This is a genomic window from Novosphingobium pentaromativorans US6-1, assembly GCF_000767465.1.
In the GTDB taxonomy this organism is placed as follows: Bacteria; Pseudomonadota; Alphaproteobacteria; order Sphingomonadales; family Sphingomonadaceae; genus Novosphingobium; species Novosphingobium pentaromativorans.
In genome coordinates, this window is the sequence record NZ_CP009291.1 from 2,926,467 (window position 1) to 2,946,260 (window position 19,794).

The 19,794-nt window shown below is 66.2% G+C and carries 16 protein-coding genes; 6 read left to right on the top strand and 10 right to left on the bottom strand.

What is annotated here, in order from left to right; translation table 11 throughout:
• Window positions 1–64: 64 nt before the first annotated feature.
• From phhA to JI59_RS13630, 5 genes are all read left to right on the top strand, one after another.
• Entirely contained in the window at window positions 65–931 is an 867-nt protein-coding gene (gene phhA, locus JI59_RS13610; protein WP_007012128.1) for a phenylalanine 4-monooxygenase, read from the top strand.
• Window positions 928–2,043, top strand: a complete 1,116-nt coding sequence (gene hppD, locus JI59_RS13615; protein WP_007012127.1) for a 4-hydroxyphenylpyruvate dioxygenase — start codon at window positions 928–930, stop codon at window positions 2,041–2,043. Before phhA ends, hppD begins: the two co-directional genes overlap by 4 nt.
• A gap of 115 nt (window positions 2,044–2,158) precedes the next feature.
• Window positions 2,159–2,728 carry a VOC family protein gene (locus tag JI59_RS13620; protein ID WP_007012126.1) on the top strand — a complete coding sequence of 190 codons (570 nt, stop codon included), beginning with the start codon at window positions 2,159–2,161 and terminating at the stop codon, window positions 2,726–2,728.
• Between the two features lie 14 nt (window positions 2,729–2,742).
• Window positions 2,743–3,378: a maleylacetoacetate isomerase gene (gene maiA, locus JI59_RS13625; protein ID WP_007012125.1), complete on the top strand. Its 636-nt coding sequence runs from the start codon at window positions 2,743–2,745 to the stop codon at window positions 3,376–3,378.
• A gap of 130 nt (window positions 3,379–3,508) precedes the next feature.
• Window positions 3,509–4,474 (top strand): GGDEF domain-containing protein, encoded by a 966-nt coding sequence (locus JI59_RS13630; RefSeq protein WP_007012124.1) that lies wholly within the window; start codon window positions 3,509–3,511, stop codon window positions 4,472–4,474.
• 132 nt (window positions 4,475–4,606) lie between these two features.
• Here JI59_RS13630 and JI59_RS13635 read toward each other — a convergent pair whose 3' ends face one another.
• The 10 genes from JI59_RS13635 to zwf form a co-directional block, all read right to left on the bottom strand.
• Window positions 4,607–5,869, bottom strand: coding sequence for an N-succinylarginine dihydrolase (locus tag JI59_RS13635; protein WP_007012123.1), 1,263 nt, complete (start codon window positions 5,867–5,869; stop codon window positions 4,607–4,609).
• 9 nt (window positions 5,870–5,878) lie between these two features.
• Window positions 5,879–6,898 (bottom strand): arginine N-succinyltransferase, encoded by a 1,020-nt coding sequence (locus tag JI59_RS13640; protein ID WP_007012122.1) that lies wholly within the window; start codon window positions 6,896–6,898, stop codon window positions 5,879–5,881.
• Window positions 6,895–8,100, bottom strand: coding sequence for a hydrolase (locus JI59_RS13645; RefSeq protein ID WP_007012121.1), 1,206 nt, complete (start codon window positions 8,098–8,100; stop codon window positions 6,895–6,897). The genes JI59_RS13640 and JI59_RS13645 overlap by 4 nt, the downstream gene beginning before the upstream one ends.
• Window positions 8,100–9,515, bottom strand: coding sequence for a succinylglutamate-semialdehyde dehydrogenase (gene astD / locus JI59_RS13650; protein ID WP_007012120.1), 1,416 nt, complete (start codon window positions 9,513–9,515; stop codon window positions 8,100–8,102). Before astD ends, JI59_RS13645 begins: the two co-directional genes overlap by 1 nt.
• Window positions 9,512–10,543, bottom strand: a complete 1,032-nt coding sequence (locus tag JI59_RS13655; RefSeq protein ID WP_007012119.1) for a 2-oxoadipate dioxygenase/decarboxylase family protein — start codon at window positions 10,541–10,543, stop codon at window positions 9,512–9,514. The genes astD and JI59_RS13655 overlap by 4 nt, the downstream gene beginning before the upstream one ends.
• A gap of 181 nt (window positions 10,544–10,724) precedes the next feature.
• Window positions 10,725–13,511, bottom strand: a complete 2,787-nt coding sequence (locus tag JI59_RS13660; RefSeq protein ID WP_007012118.1) for a phosphoenolpyruvate carboxylase — start codon at window positions 13,509–13,511, stop codon at window positions 10,725–10,727.
• Window positions 13,508–14,134, bottom strand: a complete 627-nt coding sequence (gene eda / locus JI59_RS13665) for a bifunctional 4-hydroxy-2-oxoglutarate aldolase/2-dehydro-3-deoxy-phosphogluconate aldolase (protein ID WP_007012117.1) — start codon at window positions 14,132–14,134, stop codon at window positions 13,508–13,510. The genes JI59_RS13660 and eda overlap by 4 nt, the downstream gene beginning before the upstream one ends.
• The gene (locus JI59_RS13670; protein ID WP_038576189.1) at window positions 14,131–15,105 is read right to left on the bottom strand and encodes a glucokinase; all 975 of its coding nucleotides are present in this window, start codon (window positions 15,103–15,105) and stop codon (window positions 14,131–14,133) included. Before JI59_RS13670 ends, eda begins: the two co-directional genes overlap by 4 nt.
• 14 nt (window positions 15,106–15,119) lie before the next feature.
• Window positions 15,120–16,934 (bottom strand): phosphogluconate dehydratase, encoded by a 1,815-nt coding sequence (gene edd / locus JI59_RS13675; RefSeq protein WP_007012115.1) that lies wholly within the window; start codon window positions 16,932–16,934, stop codon window positions 15,120–15,122.
• Between the two features lie 78 nt (window positions 16,935–17,012).
• Window positions 17,013–18,455: a glucose-6-phosphate dehydrogenase gene (gene zwf / locus JI59_RS13680; protein WP_007012114.1), complete on the bottom strand. Its 1,443-nt coding sequence runs from the start codon at window positions 18,453–18,455 to the stop codon at window positions 17,013–17,015.
• 297 nt (window positions 18,456–18,752) lie between these two features.
• Between zwf and JI59_RS13685 the strand changes: the two genes are divergently transcribed.
• A complete protein-coding gene (locus tag JI59_RS13685) occupies window positions 18,753–19,751 on the top strand; it encodes a sensor histidine kinase (RefSeq protein ID WP_038576191.1) in 999 nt (332 codons plus the stop codon).
• The last annotated feature ends 43 nt before the right edge of the window (window positions 19,752–19,794 follow it).

Below are 19,794 nucleotides of genomic sequence, written 5' to 3' on the forward strand. Positions count from 1 at the left end.
ACCACAGCTAAACCATGAGACAATCGCATGAATATGAAGTGAAGTTCGTGGTATTGTCCAATCCATGAAGAAGCCCAGCACGGATACCAGCGCCAGCGGCCTTCGTGGCGAGTACGAGGGTGCCTCCGACGATTATACCGTCGGGCAGGATTGGCATGCCTATACGCCCCAGATGCACGAGCGCTGGCGGCGGCTTCATGCGCGCCAGTCGGCACTCACCGACCGTTATGCATGCCGCTCCTTCCGCGAGGGTCTGGCCCGTCTCGACTGCGCCGAGGGGATCCCGCGTTTCGAGGATGCCAACGCCATCCTTGGCCCGGCCACTGGCTGGCAGCTCGTCGCGGTCCCCGGCTTCATTCCCGATGCGGTGTTCTTCGATCATCTGGCCCACCGCCGCTTTCCGGTGACGCGCTGGGTCCGCGAGGAGCACGAGCTCGACTATCTGGTCGAGCCGGACGTGTTCCACGATTTCTTCGGCCACGTGCCGATGTTGCTTGATCCCGCGATCGCCGACTTCCTCGAACTCTATGGCAAGGCCGGCGAGCGGGCGATGGCAATGGATGCGCTGCCGATGCTGGCGCGCATCTACTGGTACACGATCGAATTCGGCCTCGTGCGCGAAGGCGATGAGCTGCGCGTGTTCGGCGCGGGGATCATCTCCTCCCACAGCGAGACGGTCTATTCGATCGACGATTCCGGTGTCCTGCGCCTGCCGTTCGATCCGGTCCGGGTCATGCGCACTGGCTACATGATCGACGATTTCCAGAAGACCTACTTCGTGCTCGAAAGCCTGCCCCAGCTCATCGACGACCTGGTCGGCCTCGATTTCGGGCCCGTCTACGAACAGTGGCGCGATGCGCCTGCGCTGCCGGCGGGCGAAAGCCTGCCCGGCGAAACCCCCTACAATCCGAAACGCGAGATGACCCCATGACCACCCAGTCCCCCACCGACCTGTTCGACAATCCCATCGGCCTCGACGGCTTCGAGTTCGTCGAATTCTCCGCGCCCGAAAAGGGCGTGCTGGAGCCGGTGTTCGAGGCCATGGGGTTCACGAAGATCGCCCGCCACCGCTCGAAGGACGTCGAGCTGTGGCGCCAGGGCGAGATCAACTTCATCACCAATTACGAGCCGCACAGCCCGGCCTGGTTCTTCAGCCGCGAGCATGGCCCGAGCGCCTGCGGCATGGGTTTCCGCGTGCGCGATGCGCGCAAGGCCTATGACGAACTGCTCGCCCGTTCGGCCGAGCCGGTGCAGGTCGCGACCGGGCCGATGGAACTGCACCTTCCCGGCATCCGCGGCATCGGCAACTCGATCATCTATCTCATCGACCGCTACGAGCGCGACGGTGATGGCGCGCTGTCGATCTACGACATCGATTTCGAATACCTGCCGGGCGTCGCACGGCACCCCGAAGGCGCCGGCTTCGACCGCATCGACCACCTGACGCACAACGTCTACGGCGGGCGCATGGCCTATTGGGCCGACTACTACGAGAAGCTCTTCAATTTCCGCGAGATCCGCTACTTCGACATCAAGGGCGAGTACACCGGCCTTACCTCCAAGGCGCTGACTGCGCCCGACGGCAAGATCCGCATTCCGCTCAACGAGGAAGGCGAAGGCGGCAAGGGCCAGATCGAGGAATTCCTGCGTCAGTTCAACGGTGAGGGCATCCAGCACATCGCGCTCATCACCGACGATCTGCTGAAGGCCTGGGACCGCCTCAAGGCGCTGGGCGTACCGTTCATGACCGCTCCGCCCGAGACCTATTACGAGATGCTTGATGAGCGTCTGCCCGGTCACGGCCAGCCTGCCGGTGAACTCAAGGCGCGCGGCATCCTGCTTGACGGCACCACAGAAGGCGGAAGCCCGCGCCTTCTGCTGCAGATTTTCGCCGAGGCGCAGGTCGGGCCGGTCTTCTTCGAGTTCATCCAGCGCAAGGGTGACGAAGGTTTTGGCGAAGGCAACTTCAAGGCCCTGTTCGAATCCATGGAGCGCGACCAGGTTCGCCGCGGTGTGCTGAAGGTGGAAGAACCGGCCGAGTGACACCGATGGGACCAGCGCGTCGGCGCCCGATGCGCGGCCCCACAAGGCCTGCCGGACCGAAATCCATTCCGGGTCGCCGGTCCGGCAGGTTCACGAACAAGCGGAGAGCGATACGATGACTGAAGGCAAGCATGCTAACGGAGCGCCCCGACTGGGGGGCATTCACCACGTTGCCTATCGTTGCCGGGATGCGAAGGAGACGGTCGAGTTCTACCGCGATGTCATGGGCATGGATTTCATGCTTGCCATCGCCGAGGACAACGTGCCCTCCACAGGTGCGCCCGATCCGTACATGCACATCTTCATGGATGCCGGCGGCGGCAATGTGCTGGCATTCTTCGAGCTGCCCAATGCGCCTGACATGGGCCGCGACGAGGCCACCCCCGCGTGGGTCCAGCACATTGCCTTCAAGGTCGATAGCGAGGAAGACCTGCTCGCCGCCAAGGCACGGGCCGAGGAACGCGGGCTGGAAGTGGTCGGGCCGACGCATCACGGCGTCTTCAAGTCGATCTATTTCTTCGATCCCAACGGCCACCGTCTTGAACTGGCCTGGCAATTCGGTACGCCCGAACAGATGAAGCGCCTCAACGACGTGGCCGAGGACATGCTCGAGGAATGGTCGCGCACCAAGAAGGCGCCGCGCCATGCCGCCTGGCTGCACGAGAAGATCGCCCAGGAAAGCTGAAAGGGCGGACCGCAATGCGTCTCTATTCCTACTACCGCAGTTCGACGAGCTATCGCCTGCGCATCGCCCTCAACCTGAAGGGGCTGGAGTACGAGATCGTGCCGGTCAATCTGCTCAAGGCGGAGCAGCGCGGCGAGGAATTTCGCAGGATCAATCCCTTCGCGGGCGTGCCCGCGCTCGAAGCAGAGGGAAGGTTCTATGCGCAGTCGATGGCAGTGCTCGAATGGCTCGACGAGCGCCATCCCGACAGGCGGCTGCTGCCGGTGGATGTCGAGGACCGCTTCGTCATGCGCGAGCTGGCGATGGCGATCGCAACCGAACTGCACGCCCCTCTGAACCTGCCCGTACTCAAGTATCTCAAGGCCGAACTCGGCCACTCGCAGGAAGAGATCGACACCTGGTATCGCCACTGGCTGGAAAAGACCCTCGTCCCGCTTGAGGCGAAGCTGGCGGCGCGCGGATCGGGCGATTTCCTGTTCGATGCGCCCGGCCTGTTCGAATGCGTGCTGGTGCCGCAGCTCTACAATGCGCGGCGGTTCGATTTCGATCTTGCGGCAATGCCGCAGATGACCCGGATCGAGGCGGCATGCCTGGCCCATCCTGCCTTCGTGGCCGCACATCCCGACAATCAGCCGGATTGCCCGAAATGACCTTGCAGCGCCCTTCCAGCGGCACCGTGTCAGGGGGGCTAAGGGCGTTTACTTAGAATTAGGCATAGTGTGTACATAAGTGCGCATGACTTCCCGACGCCACACAGAACGGAGATTCGCCAGCCGGGAGGTGCATGGGCTGCAGCACTCCTATCTGTTTCGCGTCTCGCCGCGCATGGCCTGGGTCATCGTCGCCACGCTCCTGCCGATCCTGGCGATAATCGAGGTCCATGCCTCCCCCGGCATCTGGTTCGGCCCCGTTTACCTGGCGATCCTTGCCTTCGCCGCATGGTCGCTCAACTCGCTGGTCGCCGTGGCCATCGGTTTCGGCATCATCGGCGTAAGGCTTGCAACGGGCGAATTCCTGCTTGCCACTAGCAATGGTCCGGATGGCGCTCCGAACCTGGCGGTGCGGATCCTGGGCATCATGATCGTGGTTCTCGTCATCGGTGCGGCCCGCAAGGCCTGCGAGCGCGAATGGCGCGCGGCCCGGATCGATGCGCTGACCGGGGCCTGGAACCGCTCCGCCTTCTTCGAGATCCTGCGCAAGAACCGGAAAAGCGACGGCTGGCATGCGCTGATCTATGCGGACATCGACGGCCTCAAGCGCGTCAACGACGAGGAAGGTCACGCACAAGGGGACGAGAACCTCAAGGTCTTCGCCGAGACCGTGCGCAAGACCATCCGCAAGGGCGACGTGCTGGCGCGCATGGGCGGCGACGAGTTCGTCATCTTCATGAAGCTCAAAGACAAGGACTCCGGCACTGCGGTCGCCAACCGGCTCGACACCGCCCTGAACACCGAATTCGGCGAAAGCCGCTTTCATCTGACGTGCAGCCTTGGCGTCCTGCTTCTGCCGGAAGGCTCGACCTCCATCGACGGCGAACTGCGCGCGGCCGACGAACTCATGTACATGGCCAAGAAATCGCGGTCCGGCGTGCTAGTGTCGACCGCCTTCGAAAGTGGCGGCAGGGTCCAGTTTTCGCCGTGCCTGATCGAGCAGGACCAGCTCGGACACGATTCCGTAGTGCGCCAGGTCGACAGGGTACCCATGGCCGAGCCATCCTCGGTTTCGGACAGTCACGCCGCCGCCTGACTGCGGAGCGAAGCCGCCGGGTTCCTGATCACCTCGCGCCGTGACGCGCAAGTGCACCTCATGCCCTGGGGCGATACGGGAAGCGCGGGGGTGTCCGTTTCCGCCCGCTTCTGACCGCGGCAGAAGTTTCGCTCAGAACGCGCCGCGATCCAGTTCTTCGAGGCCCAGTTCGCGGCAAAGTGCCGCGCGGGCGGCGACAAGCTCATGCCATAGCGCGGGTGAGGCGAGGTCCTCTACTGCAAGCTGTTCCGGCCAGAGCCGGGCGACGAGCGCCTCGATTGCGCTGAGCTTTTCGGGTGTCGCGATGAAGCGCGGGTCGACCGTCGCGGGATCGGCCACTACGCGCAGGCGCAGACAGGCCGGGCCGCCGCCATTGGCCATCGATTCGCGCAAGTCGTGGACGAAGAGGTGCCGGATCGGTCCGTTGCCCGCGACATGCGCTTCCAGCCATTGCCAGACCGCGGGCGTCTCTCGCGCCTCGCCCGGAAGCACCAGCGCCATTTCGTCCGAGGGCAGCGTCACCAGCTGGGCGTTGAACAGATAGGAGGAAATCGCATCGGCGAGGCTGACCGCGCTGGCGGGCACTTCGACGATCTCGATTTCCGGCAGCTTGCCGCGGAGCTCTGTATAGAGGCCCTCGCGGTCGGCGAAGGCCTGTTCATGCGTGAAGAGGACCCGCTCGTTGGCAACGGCGACGACGTCGTTGTGGAACGCGCCCGCGGCGATGGCCGCCTCCGACTGCAGCGCGAGGACCGTGCGCTCCGGCGCAAGGGCATGCAGGCGAGCGACGGCGGCGCTTGCCTCGCGGTGCTGTCGCGCTGGGAAAGGGCCGCCGCTTTCGCCGTAGACGAAGACCTCGATGCCGGGTCGGTCATGGCCCGCACACAGTCGCATGTGATTGGCCGCCCCTTCGTCTCCGAAGGGGGCAGGGACCGGCGGGTGAACCGCGAAATGCGCTTCGTTGGCGAAGGCGATCTGCAATTGCGCCAGCGTTTCACGCCATTCGTGGCTGCGGTGCGGCATCGTCACGAGGTTGGCCACGGTCAGGTGGCAGCGGCCGTCGGCGGTGTCCGGGCCGGGCGAGACGGTCGCGGCATTGGCCGCCCACATCGACGAGGCGGACAGAGCATTGGCCCGCAAGGGCGCGCTGGCGGCAGCCATGTCGGTGCCGAGCTGACGCAACCAACCTTCGTCCGGACGGCGTTGCGGCAGGAAGAAACCCTGCGCCAGCCCGCGCTCGAGGTTCGCGCGCATTTTTGCCAGGCCCTGAAGCGCCGCGGCGCGAGGCCGCGCGACTTTCCCGGCGTTCTTTGCGGAAGCCAGATTGCCAAGGCTCAGGCCGGCATAGTTGTGGCTGGGTCCGACAATTCCATCGAAGTTGATTTCCGTCAGCATCAGAGCACCTCAGGCAGGGGCGTAAGTTACGGTATCGCCAACGCTCACGCCCAGCAGTCTGGCGGCCTGTTCGTCGAGGCTCACCCCGTCTTCGGTCTCGGCAAGATGACCAAGGCAGGCGCGGAATCCGGCAAGGTGGCCGGTGGAGACGAGATGCGAGGGCGAGCCTTCGACATTGGCCGTAATCAGCGCGACCTTGGCGTCCTTCGCCTCCTGAATGGTGCGGATGCGGTCGGTTTCGACCATCATCGAAGGGCCGCCGTCGAAGATGTCGATATAGTTCTGGAAGGCAAAGCCCTCGCTCTCCAGCATGCGCATGGCCGGGCGGCCGGAGAAATGGGGCTGGCCCATGACCTGCCGGGCCCCTTCGGACAGCAGCGCGGTATAGATCGGGTGCTTGGGCATGAGGTCGGCAATGAACTGGTTGCCGTGACGGCCGTTGAATTCGTCGGCATCGCGAAAGCTCATGTCGAAGAAGCGGCCTGCAAGTCCGTCCCAGAAGGGCGAATTGCCGGCATCGTCGATGGCTCCGCGCAGTTCGGCCAGGGTGCGGTCGGCGAAGCGCGCGCGATGGGCGCGAATGAACAGGTAGCGGCTGCGCGCCAGCAGCTTGCCGACGCCCGCCGAACGCTCGGTCGCATCGAGGTAGAGCCCGCCCACCTCGCTCGATCCGTCGAGGTCGGTGCACAGGGTCAGCATCTCGGCCCGGAAAGTGCGGTCCAGCTCCTTGGAGTGCTGGGTGATGCGCCCGATGCGATAGGAATAGAACGGCCACTCGGTGCCGACCTGCGAAAAGATCTGGCAGGTGCCGTGCACCTTGCCGGTCTCGGTATCCTCGAGGATGAAGACGAACAGGTCGTCGTTCAGCGTGTCCTCGTCGCGGGCAAAGGCGCGCGCGGCGCGTTCCAGCTTGCCCTTGAGCGTCGGCTTGTCGGGCGGCAGGTTGGTGAACCCGCCCCCGGTGCCCTTGGCCATGCGGTAGAGGGCATCGAGATCCTTTTCCCGGGCCGTGCGCAGCAGGAACGTCATCGGGCAACTCCGTGTCTGTCGAGGCGGTGCATGACCAGCGCGGTCAATTGCGCGCGGGCATCGAGCGAGTCGGCCAGCAGGAACTCGTCCGGTGAGTGGATCGCGCCGCCGCAGGCGCCCATCGTGTCGATCACCGGAACGCCGCAGGCTGCAATGTTGTTGCCATCGCACACGCCGCCGGTGTCCTTCCAGGTCATCGCCTGCCCCAGATCCGCCGCAGCCTGGGAAACGAGGCCGAACAGCTTCTCGGTCTTCTCGCCCACCTGCTTGGGAGGGCGCGAAACCCCGCCATGCAGGTGTATCCGAACTTCGTGGCGGACGGATACTTCGGCGATGGCCGCCTCGATCATCTGCCGGGCATGCTCGGCCAGCTCGGGCGTGCGCGGGCGGATGTTGAAATGCACGATGGCAAGGTCGGGCACGGTATTGTTGGGCGCACCGCCCTCGATCCGGGCCGGGTTGACCGACAGCCCTTCGCGCTTGCCGGCGGCAAGACGCATGGCAAGGTCCGAAGCAGCGACGACGGCATTGCGCCCGTCCTCGGGGTTGCGCCCCGCATGGGCGGACTTGCCGGTAATCACCGCTGCGTAATTGCCCGAACCGGGGCGCGAGCGCGCCATGATCCCGCCGGGAAGCGCAGGTTCATAGGTCAGCGCAGCCAGCTTGCCCTCGGCAAGCCGGGCAATCAGCGGCGCCGAGGACAGCGAGCCGGTTTCCTCATCGGCGTTGATCATCACGTCGTAACCCAGCGTGGGCCCGCCCCGCTCATAGGCTTCCAGCCCCGCCAGCATCAGCGAGAGGCCGCCCTTCATGTCTGCGGTGCCGGGGCCGTGCAGGGTGTTGTCGTCAAGCCAGTCGCACGTCTGGAAGGGGTGGTCCTTGGCATAGACGGTGTCCATGTGGCCGGTCAGGATCACCCGGCGCCTGGCCGCTGGCCGCACGGAGACGACGAGATGGCGACCATGAGCGACCTCGTGGGTCTGGCCCGTGGCATCGACTTTCTCGACCGGCGCAGGCTCGACCAGCGATACCTCGCCCGGCAGCACGGCAAAGGCATCGGCAAGGCGTGAGGCCATTGCGGCCAGCCCATCGAGGTTGCCGGTGCCGCTGTTGATCGCGGCCCAGTCCAGCGTGCGTTCGAGGATCGGCGCGCGTTCCACCGGCGCCAGCAAGGTGCGTTCGTCGTGCGTCAACCCGGTCATCAACGCAGCTTTCCGTCGAGCGCGCCCATGTTGCCGCTCGCGTCGGAGGCTTCGAAGCTGGCCATCGGGTAAGCGCAGTAGTCGGCGGCGTAATAGGCGCTGGGGCGGTGGTTGCCGCTCTCGCCCAGACCGCCGAAGGGCATCGAGCCTGCCGCGCCGGTCGTTGGCCGGTTGCGATTGACCACGCCCGCCCGGCTTTCGAGGACGAAGCGCTGCCACAGGCCGTCATCGGCGCTGACGAGACCGGCGGAAAGGCCGAAGCGGGTGTCGTTTGCCGCTGCCATCGCGGCATCGAAGTCCGCCACGCGGCAGACCTGCAGGACCGGGGCGAAGATCTCTTCGTCCGGAACCGATACGCCGGTCACGTCGAGCATGGCAGGGCGCACGAAGGCGGCGCTGCGGTCCTCGACGCTGCCGAACGGCTCGACCACGCGCGCGCCGCGCTCGACCAGTACCTCGAACTGCGCGCGGGCCTTCGCGGCGGCGCCGCTCGAGATAAGCGGGCCGATATAGGGCTCGGGCGTCTCGTCCCATGCGCCGATCAGCAGGCGCCCGGAAAGGTGCGCGACCGCTTCGACGAGGTCATTGCCGAAGGCGGTATCGGGCACAATCAGGCGGCGCGCGCAGGAGCAGCGCTGCCCGGTGGTGACGAAGGCGGACTGCACGACGATGGCCGCGGCTTCCTCCACGTCTCCGTCCCATGCGACGAGCGGGTTGTTGCCGCCCAGCTCCAGCGCGAGGATGACGTCGGGCCGGTCGGCGAAGAGGTGCCGGAAATGCGCGCCCGCACCGGCGGAACCGGTGAACAGCAGCCCGTCGATCGCGCCTGAAACCAGCGCCTCGCCGGTTTCCCGCGCGCCTTGGATGCACTGGAACACCCCCTCTGGAAGACCGGCCTCGGCCCAGGCCTCGGCCATCGCCGCGCCGGTGGCAGGCGTCATTTCGGAGGGCTTGAAGACCACCGTGTTACCCGCGAGCAGGGCGGGGACGATGTGGCCGTTGGGCAAGTGGCCGGGGAAGTTGAACGGGCCGAGCACCGCCATGACGCCATGCGGGCGATGCCGCAGGACCGCCGCGCCGAAGGGCATGTCGCTGCGCCTTTCACCGGCGCGCTCGGCCTGCGCGGTGATCGAGATGCCGACCTTGCCGATCATCGAGCCCAGTTCGGCAAGGCCCTCCCAACGCGGCTTGCCGGTTTCGCGGCTGATGATCGCGGCAATCTGCTCCTTGCGCGCTTCCAGCACGGCCTTGAAGCGCTGGACGGCGGCGACCCGGTCTTCGACGGCAAGCGCTGCCCACCCGGGAAAGGCCCGGCGCGCGCGGCGCAGTGCGGCGTCCACTTCGGCCCGGCCGGCGGCTGCGCCTTCCCAGACCACGGCGCCGGTTGCGGGATCGATCGACTGAATATGGCTCATTGCTGCCTCGTGACTGCGAAGATGCCGGTGGCGTTCCCGGAGTCGAACGTCAGGTCCAGCATACCGGTTGCCGGGTCGATGTCTCGCGTGATGAATTCGTAGAACGAGCCGGGCACCTCGCGCATGATTTCGGAGCCGTCGGCAAGGCGGAACGGGCGTTCCACCTTGTCGGCAAGGATCGCGGTCTGGCGTACCCGGCCGTTCTGCGACACCTCGACGCTGGGCTTCATGGGATAACCTTCCTCGCGAAGGTCCTCGGCAAGTTGTACGACATCGTCGGTGCGCGTGGTGGCGTGGTTGAAGGCGTTGCCTTCGGTGGCGATCCAGGCGGCTTCCTTGCTGTGTTCGAGCAGGGCTTCGTAGTCTGCGAGGGCCGGTGCCGGATGCTGCCGCCCGAAGGCGCGCAGGGCACCGGCAACGATGGTCGCCGCCTGTTCGGGCGAGCAGTCTCCTTGCGCATCGAGCGCCTGCAGCGCCGACCACTCTGCCACGCCGATGGGATCCTCCGAACCTGCGAAGACGCGCTCGGCTGCCGCTTGCGTCGTCTCGGGCAGCTCGTTGACATGCAGTTCCGAGACGAAGAACTGCGGGACCGTTTCGGGCAGGTCGCGATGGAGGAGGGCGCGGCCGGTCATCTTCAGCTTGGGCAGCGGGTAGAGCCCGCCGACTTCGTAGCCCATCGGCGCAAGGAAGCGCGTGAAGGCCTCGCAGCCCGAAGGCAGGTCGCCGGTCGCCCCGTCGATGGTGCGCAGCGCGCCGTGGTCGAAGGCGATCGTCTCACCTTTTGCGCGGATCTGCGCGACGTAGCGCGCGGCCGTAGGGACCCGCTCGAGCAGGTCCAGGAACAGCGCGGCATTGAGCGCCATGGCCACTTGCGCGCGGCTGGGCCGCTCGTCCGTGTCCCGCAGCACCGGGTCGATCGAAAGCGTCGTCAGCGCGAACGCGGCGCGGTCCTCGCCGACGGCTGAGGCGAGCAGGCGAAACAGGGTTTCCCGGCTGGAGACGGCGGTGCTGGGGGCGGCAACCATGACATCCTCTTTGTTTATTTATTGCGCGTACTTGCAATATATGTAACGCGCAGGGCGAAGTCCACCACCGCGCGAAACTTCACGCAAATGGCTGGAAACCGACTTTTTCGAGGATGTCTTGCAAGATCCGTGCGGCAGCGCCGGGCGGAAGACCGTTCCGCCCGGGCCGCCGTGCCGGATGTCAGCCGTGAGCGCCGAATTCGTTGGCGATGGCGGTGGTGATCCGCAAGCTCAGGGCATAGGACCTGGCGATGGGATCGATGTAGTCGCGGTGGATCTGCGAATAGCCCGACGCGCTCGAGTCCGGATAATCGCTCGGCAGGTCGACGCTGAAGTCGTTGATCGACGGGAAGCTGATCGGGAACGCCCGGCGCAGCTGCGACAGACCGTCGTCGACGCGCAGCGAGAAGAACATCTCCAGCACGTCCTCGCGGCTGATGTCATTGGCGCGGCTGAAGGCCGGAACCATGACCGCGCGCAGGAACATGTGCTTGAACAGCGCGATGCGCAGCGATTGCAGAACGCCGAGGCTGCGGCGGGTATGCTCGCGGTCGGGCAGCGGCGATTCGTCCGGGATCTGGTCGAGCAGGCGGTGCAGCTTCATCGCATCGACCCGCAGGCGCGAGGCGAGGCGGCGGAACACGCCGGTCCGGTCGTCCTTGGTCAGGTACTCGCCGATCTTGAGGCAGGCATCGGAGATGTGCTGCTCGTCGCCGCGATAAGGGCGGCTGGCCCAGTAGGCCGAGTTGAACAGCTCGCCATAGGCGGCCACCGTCTTGATCGAACCCAGCGCATTGGCCGCACGGGCGAGCCGGATGAGCTGGCGCCCGCGCTCGCTTTCGATGAGCAGGCTGGCGATTTCCTCGATGTTGCCATCGGCCGCCGTGCCGATCCCGGCGATCACGTTCACCGGATAGCCAAGCTGCTGGAGGATCGCATTGTGCGGGATCGCGCGGATCTGGCGCAGGCTCATGGTCCGGTCGCCGGAAAGATCCGACTGTCGGCGCGACTTGCGGCTGCCGGTATCGTTGAGCAGGCCCAGGCCGAAGGCGGTGATCGCGCGCGAGTAAGTGTGGCTTTCCAGGTGTTCGTGCTGGACACCGCGGATCGCCCGGTAGAAGTCGAGGCTGAGGTCGGTACGGCGATAGAACACGTCGGTAGGCGAATTGGTATCCGCACCCCACAGCGGCCGTTCGGCCATGCGGGTCAGCGTCGCCAGGGCCAGTTCGTCCGATCCGAACCAGAGATAACCGTCGCCGCCCTGGAACGATACTTCGGGTTCCAGCCTGATCCCGGCGCGCAGGAAGCGGCGGCGGGCCCAGGGCGACATCTGCCAGTCGAAGCGGTCCTCGATGCTGGAAGGATGGGCGCCGCGGCCCATGGATTCGCCACCGGTGTTGAAGATCAGCGCGGCAACGTCGGTCATCGCGTTCGCGGCCATGGCCTCGGCAAGGCGGCCCTGCAGGCGCTCGATGGCGAGTGCGGCGGGGATCTGGCCGACAAAGCGGCCTGCGTCGGAGAAGCCGGTCTGGATCGAGACGCGCCCGCGCTTGCGGGCATATTCGCGGTAGGCCGGTTCGGACAGCACTGCGTCGAGGAAGCGGCCGCCGTGTTCCAGCGCGCTCTCCGTCTCGAACAGGGGCGAGACATCGACCTTGTCGTCGATCCCGAACATGCGCGCGAAGTACAGGGCGGCCAGCACTGTGGTCGGCTGTTCGCACTCGGCCACGAGCATGCGGATCGGAGTATCGGAATCGATGTGCTGCAGGATCTGCGCCATCGCCAGGAACTGGCGTACCGCCGTGCTGTTCTCGATCGCCAGTGCCGCGAAGTTGGAACGCAGCGGCTTAACTTCGGCCAGCAATTCGCGCATGCGGACCAGCGCCGCCTGGCTGGCGAGGCTGAGTTTGCCGTCCGGATCGATGCGGCGGCGGATCGCGTTCTGAAGCTGCGATGAGTTCACCCGGAAGTGGATCCAGCCCATGCCCAGGCCATCGGAGCGCATCGCTGCGGCCACCACGAGCAACTGGCGCGCGACGTCCTGATCGGCGTGGCGCGCTTCCTCTTCCAGCTCGGCGATCACGCCTTCAAGGCTGACCAGCTTGTCGGGATGTTCGGCGGTCAGCGCATTGGCCGCAGCCGAGAGCGCTTCGGGCTGGGACAGGTCTTCGGCAAAGCGCGCGGCCATGTCCGCGGCGAGCTTGCCCGCGCGTTCGAGCCGCTCGGCAATCGCGGGCTCGGTGGACATGAGGTCCTGCGCATAGGCGGCCAGCCGCATCGCCTTTTCCTCGAGGCGATAACGGATCGAGGTGGACCACGAGATGTCGGTGCGCCCGTCCATGTCATAGCCGACCCAGGTGGCGAAGCGCACCGGCATCGGCTGCAGGCTCTTCCAGCGCTTGGGCCAGCGGGTGGCGGCAATATCGAACAGGCGGGCACTGATCCGGTCGCGGGCCTTCTGGCCACGAGCGAGCGCGGCCATCGCCCTGTCGTGTTCGTAGTCGAGCGTGATCGTATCGCGCTGGGGCGAGGCGGAGCAGACCGCCGCTTCGCTGAAGTCCCCGTTGGAGGCCGACTGCGCTACCGATTCGGTCTGCGCCGAGGTCAGCAGGAAGGTTGGGTGTGCGGTGAAGACGACGTGCGCGGCCGGACGCTGCCAGCGGGCGGCGAACTCGCTGAAGTCTTCCTCGTTCGCGATGCTGTCGATTCGCACATCGTTCTGCGTGACGGGAACCGGTTTTAACAGGCGGTCGAGCCGGGCGGCCCGGGCCCGCAGGCCTTCGCATTCCATTTCGGCGACCAGCCGCTCGATGTCATCGAGCGACATTTCGCCGTTCTCGAGCTTGCGCGAAAGCTCAAGCCCGAGCTGGAAGACCGGATTGTACAGCGGGGTCTGCGCCGTCAGGGGGTGCAGCTCCCGCAGGCGGGCGTTGAGGTCCTCGACCGTGTTCAACGCCGCCCCGCTCATCGTGCAAGCCCCGCTGCGGTTCTTGCGTCGGCTTCGATCTTCTTCGGATCGGGCTTGCCCTTGGGTACCATCCAGCTACCTCCAACACAGATTACGGCATCGAGAGCGAGCCATTCCGGCGCATTGGCCGGAGTGACGCCGCCGGTGGGACAGAACTTCGCCTGCGCCAGTGGGGCGGAGATCGCCTTGAGTGCGGGCGGTCCGCCGGCAGCCATGGCCGGAAAGAACTTGAGCCGGTCGAAGCCCATGTCGAGCGCAAGCATGACGTCGCTGGCATTGGCCGTACCGGGCAGAAACGGGACCTCGCGCTTGATTGCAGCTTCGCCGAGGCGCGGGGTGAGGCCGGGCGAGACGATGAATTCGGCGCCGGCATCCAGCGCCCTGTCGAGATCGTCGGGATTGAGCACGGTGCCGGCACCGACGACGGCGCCGGGTACCTGCTTCATGACCTTGATCGCCTCGATCGCGCAATCGGTGCGCAGCGTCACTTCCAGCGCGGGCAGCCCGCCGGCGACAAGCGCCTCGGCCACGGGCAGGGCGTGTTCGATATCTTCGATGACCAGCACCGGGATCACCGGTGCGAGGCGCATGACCTTTTCGACCGATGCGGAAAGGTTGCTCATGCAGTATGCTCCCTGACGAAGGCGGCAGCCGCGCCGAACAGGCCGGGCTGCGGATGGGTGATCAGCTTGACCGGCAGTTTCGCCATCATGCCGGCGAAGCGGCCCTTGGCGCAGAAACGGTCGGAAAAGCCTGACTTGAGAATGGTTTCGCGGATCCGGTAGCCCAGCCCGCCGGCGATCACGACGCCGCTGGCACCCTGGGCAAGGGCATAGTCGCCCGCCGCGGCGCCCAGCGAGAGGCAGAAACGGTCCACGGCGGCGGCGGCGAGGCTGTCCTCGCCGGACGTACCGGCGGTCCAGATCTCGACATCGCTCAGTTCATGGATGGCGCGCCCTTCAAGGGCGGCGAGCGTCTGGTAGATGTCGACGATGGCGGGGCCGGAGACGACACGTTCCACCGAGACGCGGTTGTGGCGCTTGCGCAACCGGGCGAGGACGGCGTCCTCGATCTGGTCGAGCGGGGCGAAGTCGATGTGGCCGCCTTCGGTCGCCTGGACGTGATAGGTGCCTTTTCCGTCGCGCCAGAGATGGGCGACGCCAAGGCCGGTGCCCGGGCCGAGTACGCTCACCGTGCCCGACGCGGGCAGCGGCGTGTTTTCGGGGCCTGCCAGGTCGAGGAAATCGTCCTCGGCGGCGCAGGCCACCGCATGGGCCACGGCAGCGAAGTCATTGACGATGGTATGCCGCGTCGCGCCCAGCTTCTCCTCGATGAGGGCAGGGCGGATGATCCATGGGTTGTTGGTGAAGTGGATCACTTCGCCGCCAACCGGACCGGCCACCGACATCGCCACGGCATCGGGCAGGGTGCCGCCGTTCATTTCGCGAAAGGCCTGCCAGGCAAGCTGGAAGCTGGCGTGATCCTTGGTGTGCAGAGTCGCCGGTTCACCCAGCGTAATCGCGCCGCCTGCGTCCACGCTGGCAATGGCGAAGCGGGCGTGGGTGCCGCCGATATCGACAGTGACGAGTTCCATCCCGGCAGCCACCGTCACAGACCTGCCACTTCGAGCATGGCCGATCCGCCCTGTTCGGCGCCGCCCGCGCTCATGCGGAACATGGCGAAGAGTTCACGGCCCATGCCCATTTCCGCGGCGGGTGCCGGGGCGGGCTGGCGTGCGGAGAGGTCGGCGGTCGTCTCGAGAGTGCCGTCCTCGGCCGAAAGGCGCACCACGTCGCCATCGCGCAGCAGCGAGAGCGGTCCGCCGCCCAGCGCTTCGGGAGTGACGTGGATCGCGGCGGGAACCTTGCCCGATGCGCCGGACATGCGCCCGTCGGTGACCAGTGCAACCTTGTGGCCGCGGTCCTGCAGCACGCCGAGCGGCGGGGTCAGCTTGTGCAGTTCGGGCATGCCGTTGGCGCGCGGTCCCTGGAAGCGCACGACGACGACGACGTCCTTGTCGAGTTCGCCGTTCTTGAACGCCTGGGCCACGGCTTCCTGCGTTTCGAACACGCGGCAGGGGGCCTCGATCGTCCAGCGCTCCTTGTCGACCGCCGAGGTCTTGAACGTGGCGCGGCCGAGATTGCCGGAGACGAGGCGCATGCCGCCGTCCGGCTGGAACGGTTCGGAAACCGGGCGCAGCATGGTGTCGTCGCCGCTTTTCGCGGGAGCGGAAGTCCAGGCAAGGGCCTCGTCCATCAGCACCGGTTCCTGCGCATAGTCGCGCATGCCGCCCGGCGAGACGGTCAGCACGTCCTCGTGGGCAAGCCCCGCGTCGAGCAGTTCGCGCACGACCCAGGCCATGCCGCCGGCCGCGTGGAAGTGGTTCACGTCGCCCGAGCCGTTGGGATAGACGCGGGTGATCAGCGGCACGGCAGCGGACAGCTCCGACAGGTCGTCCCAGTCGAGGATGACGCCCGCCGCGCGGGCCATCGCGGGCAGGTGGATGGCGTGGTTGGTGGAACCGCCGGTCGCCAGCAGGCCGACACAGGCGTTGACGATGGCCTTCTCGTTCACGACCTGCGCCATCGGGCGGTAGTCTTCGCTCTTGCGGCCCATTCCGGCGAGGCGGTGGACGGCGGCGCGGGTGAGCGCCTGGCGCAGCGGCGTGTTGGGCGGGACGAAGGCGGCGCCCGGCATGTGCAGGCCCATCATCTCCATCATCATCTGGTTGGAGTTGGCAGTGCCATAGAAGGTGCAGGTGCCGGCCGAATGGTAGCTGGCGCTCTCGCTGGCGAGCAGGTCCTCACGCGTGGCCTTGCCTTCGGCGTAGAGCTGGCGGGTCTTCTGCTTCTCCTTGTTGGAGATGCCGCTGGGCATGGGGCCCGACGGCACGAAGACGGCGGGCAGGTGGCCGAAGCGCAGCGCGCCGATCATCAGGCCGGGCACGATCTTGTCGCAAATGCCGAGCAGGGCCATGCCGTCGAACATGGCGTGGCTCATGGCGATGCCGGTGGACATGGCAATGGTATCGCGGCTGAACAGCGAAAGTTCCATGCCGTCGAAGCCCTGGGTGACGCCGTCGCACATGGCGGGCACGCCGCCGGCGACTTGCGCCGTCGCGCCCACTTCGCGGGCCCACAGCTTCATCTGCTCGGGATAGCGGCCATAGGGCTGGTGGGCCGAAAGCATGTCGTTGTAGGCGGTGACGATCGCCAGGTTGTTGGCGCTGCCGGTGGCGATGGCGGACTTGTCCTCGCCGGCCGCGGCAAATCCGTGGGCCAGGTTAGAGCACGAGAGGAAGCTGCGGTCCGAGTGCCGGTCGGCCTCGCGCGCGACGAGATCGAGATATCGGGCGCGGCTGTCCTTCGAGCGCTCGATGATGCGGTCGGTAACCCGAGCCACTGCCGGGGCGAGATCAGTCATTATGTCACTCCTGCTTTCCGGCCTCGCTCCTCTCCCCCTGAGAGCTTCGGCCTTTTACGGCCCTGCGACCGCCTAGAATTATTCGTGCCAGGTAACGCCGTCGCGTTCGGCCAGGGCGATGGCGGCCGAGGGCCCCCAGCTGCCGGCCGTGTAGGTCTTGGGTTCAAGCGCCTGCTCGTCCCAGCCGGCGCGGATCGCATCGATCCAGTCCCACTGCGCCTCGACTTCGTCGCGGCGCACGAACAGCGTCTGGTCGCCCTCGATCAGGTCGAGCAGCAGGCGTTCGTAGGCGATGCGCCGCTGCGGGCCGGCAAAGGCGTCGGGCATGGTGATCGCCAGCGGCACGCTGCGCAGGCCGATGCCTTCGCGGTCGAGGCCGGGGATCTTCGCCATCAGCGAGAGGGTGATGTTCTCTTCGGGCTGGATGCCGATGACGAGGCGGTTGGGCACCGTCTTGGCGCCGCGGCCCGAGAAGATCGAGTGCGGCACGTTGCGGAACTGGACGACGATCTCGGTCGTGCGGCGCGGCAGCCGCTTGCCGGTGCGCAAGTAGAAGGGCACGCCCTGCCAGCGCCAGTTGTCGATGTGCGCCTTGATCGCGACGAAAGTTTCGGTGTTCGAATCCTTGCCCAGTTCCTCGTCGTAGCCGGGCACGGCCCCGCCCGAGATCGCGCCGGCGCGGTACTGGCCGGTGACCGTTTCGCTGACGTTGACCTTGCGCAGGCTGCGCAGGACCTTGACCTTCTCGTCGCGCACGTTGGTGGCATCGTAGGAGACCGGCGGTTCCATCGCGACGAGCGCGAGGAGCTGGAGGATATGGTTCTGCACCATGTCGCGCAGCGCGCCGGAATCGTCGTAGTAGCCGACGCGCGATTCCAGGCCGACCGTTTCGGCGACGGTGATCTGCACGTGATCGATGTGCGCCGCATTCCACAGCGGCTCGAACATCAGGTTGGCAAAGCGCAGCGCCAGCAGGTTCTGGACCGTTTCCTTGCCCAGGTAATGGTCGATCCGGTAGATCCGCTCCTCGGGAAAGGCCGAGGCGACGGCATCGTTGATGACGCGGCTCGATGCGAGGTCGACGCCGAGCGGCTTTTCCAGGCCGATGCGCACATTGGGCCCGGCCAGGCCGCTGCTCTGCAGGCCGTGGATCGTCGGCTCGAACAGGCTGGGGGCGGTCGACAGGAAGATCGACAGGCCTTCCTCCGGCTTGCCCACCTTCTCGGCCAGCGCCTTGAAGCCTTCCATCTCGTTGGCGTCGAGCGCCTGGTAGCTCAACCGGTTGAGGAACGTCGCCAGGCCGCCGCGGCGGTTGGCAGGCAGGAACTGCTCCAGCGACTGGCGCGCAAAGTTGCGGAACGACTGGTCGTCCATGTCGGAACGCGCGGTGGCGACGATCTCGATACTCGGATCGAGCAGCCCTTCGGCATCGAGCGCACACAATGACGGCAGCAGCATCCTGCGCGATAGATCGCCGGTGGCACCGAATAGCAGCAGGCGATCGGAAGTGAATTTCGTCACGTGTACGATTCCATCATGGACAAGGTGCGCCGGGTCAGACGCGCATGGGAACTGGCGGGCGAATTGCCCCTCGCATTTGCAGCATATCAATAGTGCCCTGCGAACGCTAGGTTATCGGCATACGAATTCCCACTCCGCTTCGCGGACAGGTCTCCGAATTGGCCGGTTCGCGACAAAAGCTGTCTATGCTTTGGCGCGATACCGTTTCCAAGCGGCGATCGCTGCCATATCATTGTCTTGCGGGTTTCCTACCCTGGCTGGCCCGAAGATCGGGGATGGAACGAGGAGAGAGCTTTTATGACGGTGGAGGGTGTCGGCCTTCTGGAACATCTGCAGACCCCCGCCATGGTCGTATCGCGAGGGCAGGTGCGCTTTGCCAATTCCGCAGCCAAGGCGCTGCTGGGTGCGCATATCGTGGGTCAGGACGTGCGGATCGCCATTCGCGATCCCAAGGCGGTGGCGGCGATCCTCAGCGACAAGGGCGGGACCGCACAGGTTTCCGGGCTTTCGACCGGTGGAAGCGTCTGGGAAGTCGATTGCCGCGTCCTTGCCTCGAACGATCGGCTGGTCAGCCTCTATGACCTGTCCGAGCGGGTCAGCGTCGCCAAGTCCCACGCCGATTTCGTTGCGAATGCCAGCCACGAACTGCGCACGCCGCTCGCCAATGTGCTGGGCTACGTCGAGACGCTGATGAATCCCAAGGCGGGCGGCAACGAAGGCGTGCGCCTGCGCTTCCTCGACACGATCCGGCACGAGGCGCAGCGCATGCAGTCGCTGATTTCCGATCTCATGTCGCTTTCCCGGATCGAGGCGGTGAAGCACGAAGTGCCCGCCGACCGTGTCGACATGGTTGCGCTCTCGAACGAGATCGGGGGCGAATTCCGCACCAGCGCGACGGTCACGGTCAAGGCGAACTGCGAAAAGGCGGTCATTGCCGGCGATCGCGGGCAGATCGGGCAAGTCTTGCGCAATCTCATCGACAACGCGCTGAAATACGGCAAGGCCGGCGGTCCGGTCGAGGTCTCGATCGAGGCGGCGAGCACCGGCTGGGTATTGCTTACCGTGCGCGACGAGGGCGAGGGCATCGCGCCCGAGCATCTGCCGCGCGTGACCGAGCGTTTCTATCGCGCGGACACCAGCCGCAGCCGCGCGGTCGGCGGCACCGGACTGGGCCTCTCGATCGTCAAGCACATCGTCGAGCGCCACCGCGGCCGCTTCGACATCGACAGCCGCCCGGGAACCGGGACGACTGCCTCGATGATGCTTCCCTTGCGAGAGGAACAGCCGGCGGAGTAAGTCTGGCACCGCGGCGATGGAGATGCTTGCCCCACCGCCGCGG

Excerpts from the sequence above, each read along its gene's own strand:
- phhA (WP_007012128.1), top strand. The coding sequence starts at position 65 with ATGAAGAAGCCCAGCACGGATACCAGCGCCAGCGGCCTTCGTGGCGAG.
- maiA (WP_007012125.1), top strand. The coding sequence starts at position 2,743 with ATGCGTCTCTATTCCTACTACCGCAGTTCGACGAGCTATCGCCTGCGC.
- JI59_RS13655 (WP_007012119.1), bottom strand. The coding sequence starts at position 10,543 with ATGGTTGCCGCCCCCAGCACCGCCGTCTCCAGCCGGGAAACCCTGTTT.
- JI59_RS13685 (WP_038576191.1), top strand. The coding sequence starts at position 18,753 with ATGACGGTGGAGGGTGTCGGCCTTCTGGAACATCTGCAGACCCCCGCC.
- eda (WP_007012117.1), bottom strand. The coding sequence starts at position 14,134 with ATGAGCAACCTTTCCGCATCGGTCGAAAAGGTCATGCGCCTCGCACCG.
- JI59_RS13670 (WP_038576189.1), bottom strand. The coding sequence starts at position 15,105 with ATGGAACTCGTCACTGTCGATATCGGCGGCACCCACGCCCGCTTCGCC.
- JI59_RS13620 (WP_007012126.1), top strand. The coding sequence starts at position 2,159 with ATGACTGAAGGCAAGCATGCTAACGGAGCGCCCCGACTGGGGGGCATT.
- hppD (WP_007012127.1), top strand. The coding sequence starts at position 928 with ATGACCACCCAGTCCCCCACCGACCTGTTCGACAATCCCATCGGCCTC.
- JI59_RS13640 (WP_007012122.1), bottom strand. The coding sequence starts at position 6,898 with ATGACGTTCCTGCTGCGCACGGCCCGGGAAAAGGATCTCGATGCCCTC.
- JI59_RS13645 (WP_007012121.1), bottom strand. The coding sequence starts at position 8,100 with ATGACCGGGTTGACGCACGACGAACGCACCTTGCTGGCGCCGGTGGAA.
- JI59_RS13635 (WP_007012123.1), bottom strand. The coding sequence starts at position 5,869 with ATGCTGACGGAAATCAACTTCGATGGAATTGTCGGACCCAGCCACAAC.
- edd (WP_007012115.1), bottom strand. The coding sequence starts at position 16,934 with ATGACTGATCTCGCCCCGGCAGTGGCTCGGGTTACCGACCGCATCATC.
- JI59_RS13660 (WP_007012118.1), bottom strand. The coding sequence starts at position 13,511 with ATGAGCGGGGCGGCGTTGAACACGGTCGAGGACCTCAACGCCCGCCTG.
- astD (WP_007012120.1), bottom strand. The coding sequence starts at position 9,515 with ATGAGCCATATTCAGTCGATCGATCCCGCAACCGGCGCCGTGGTCTGG.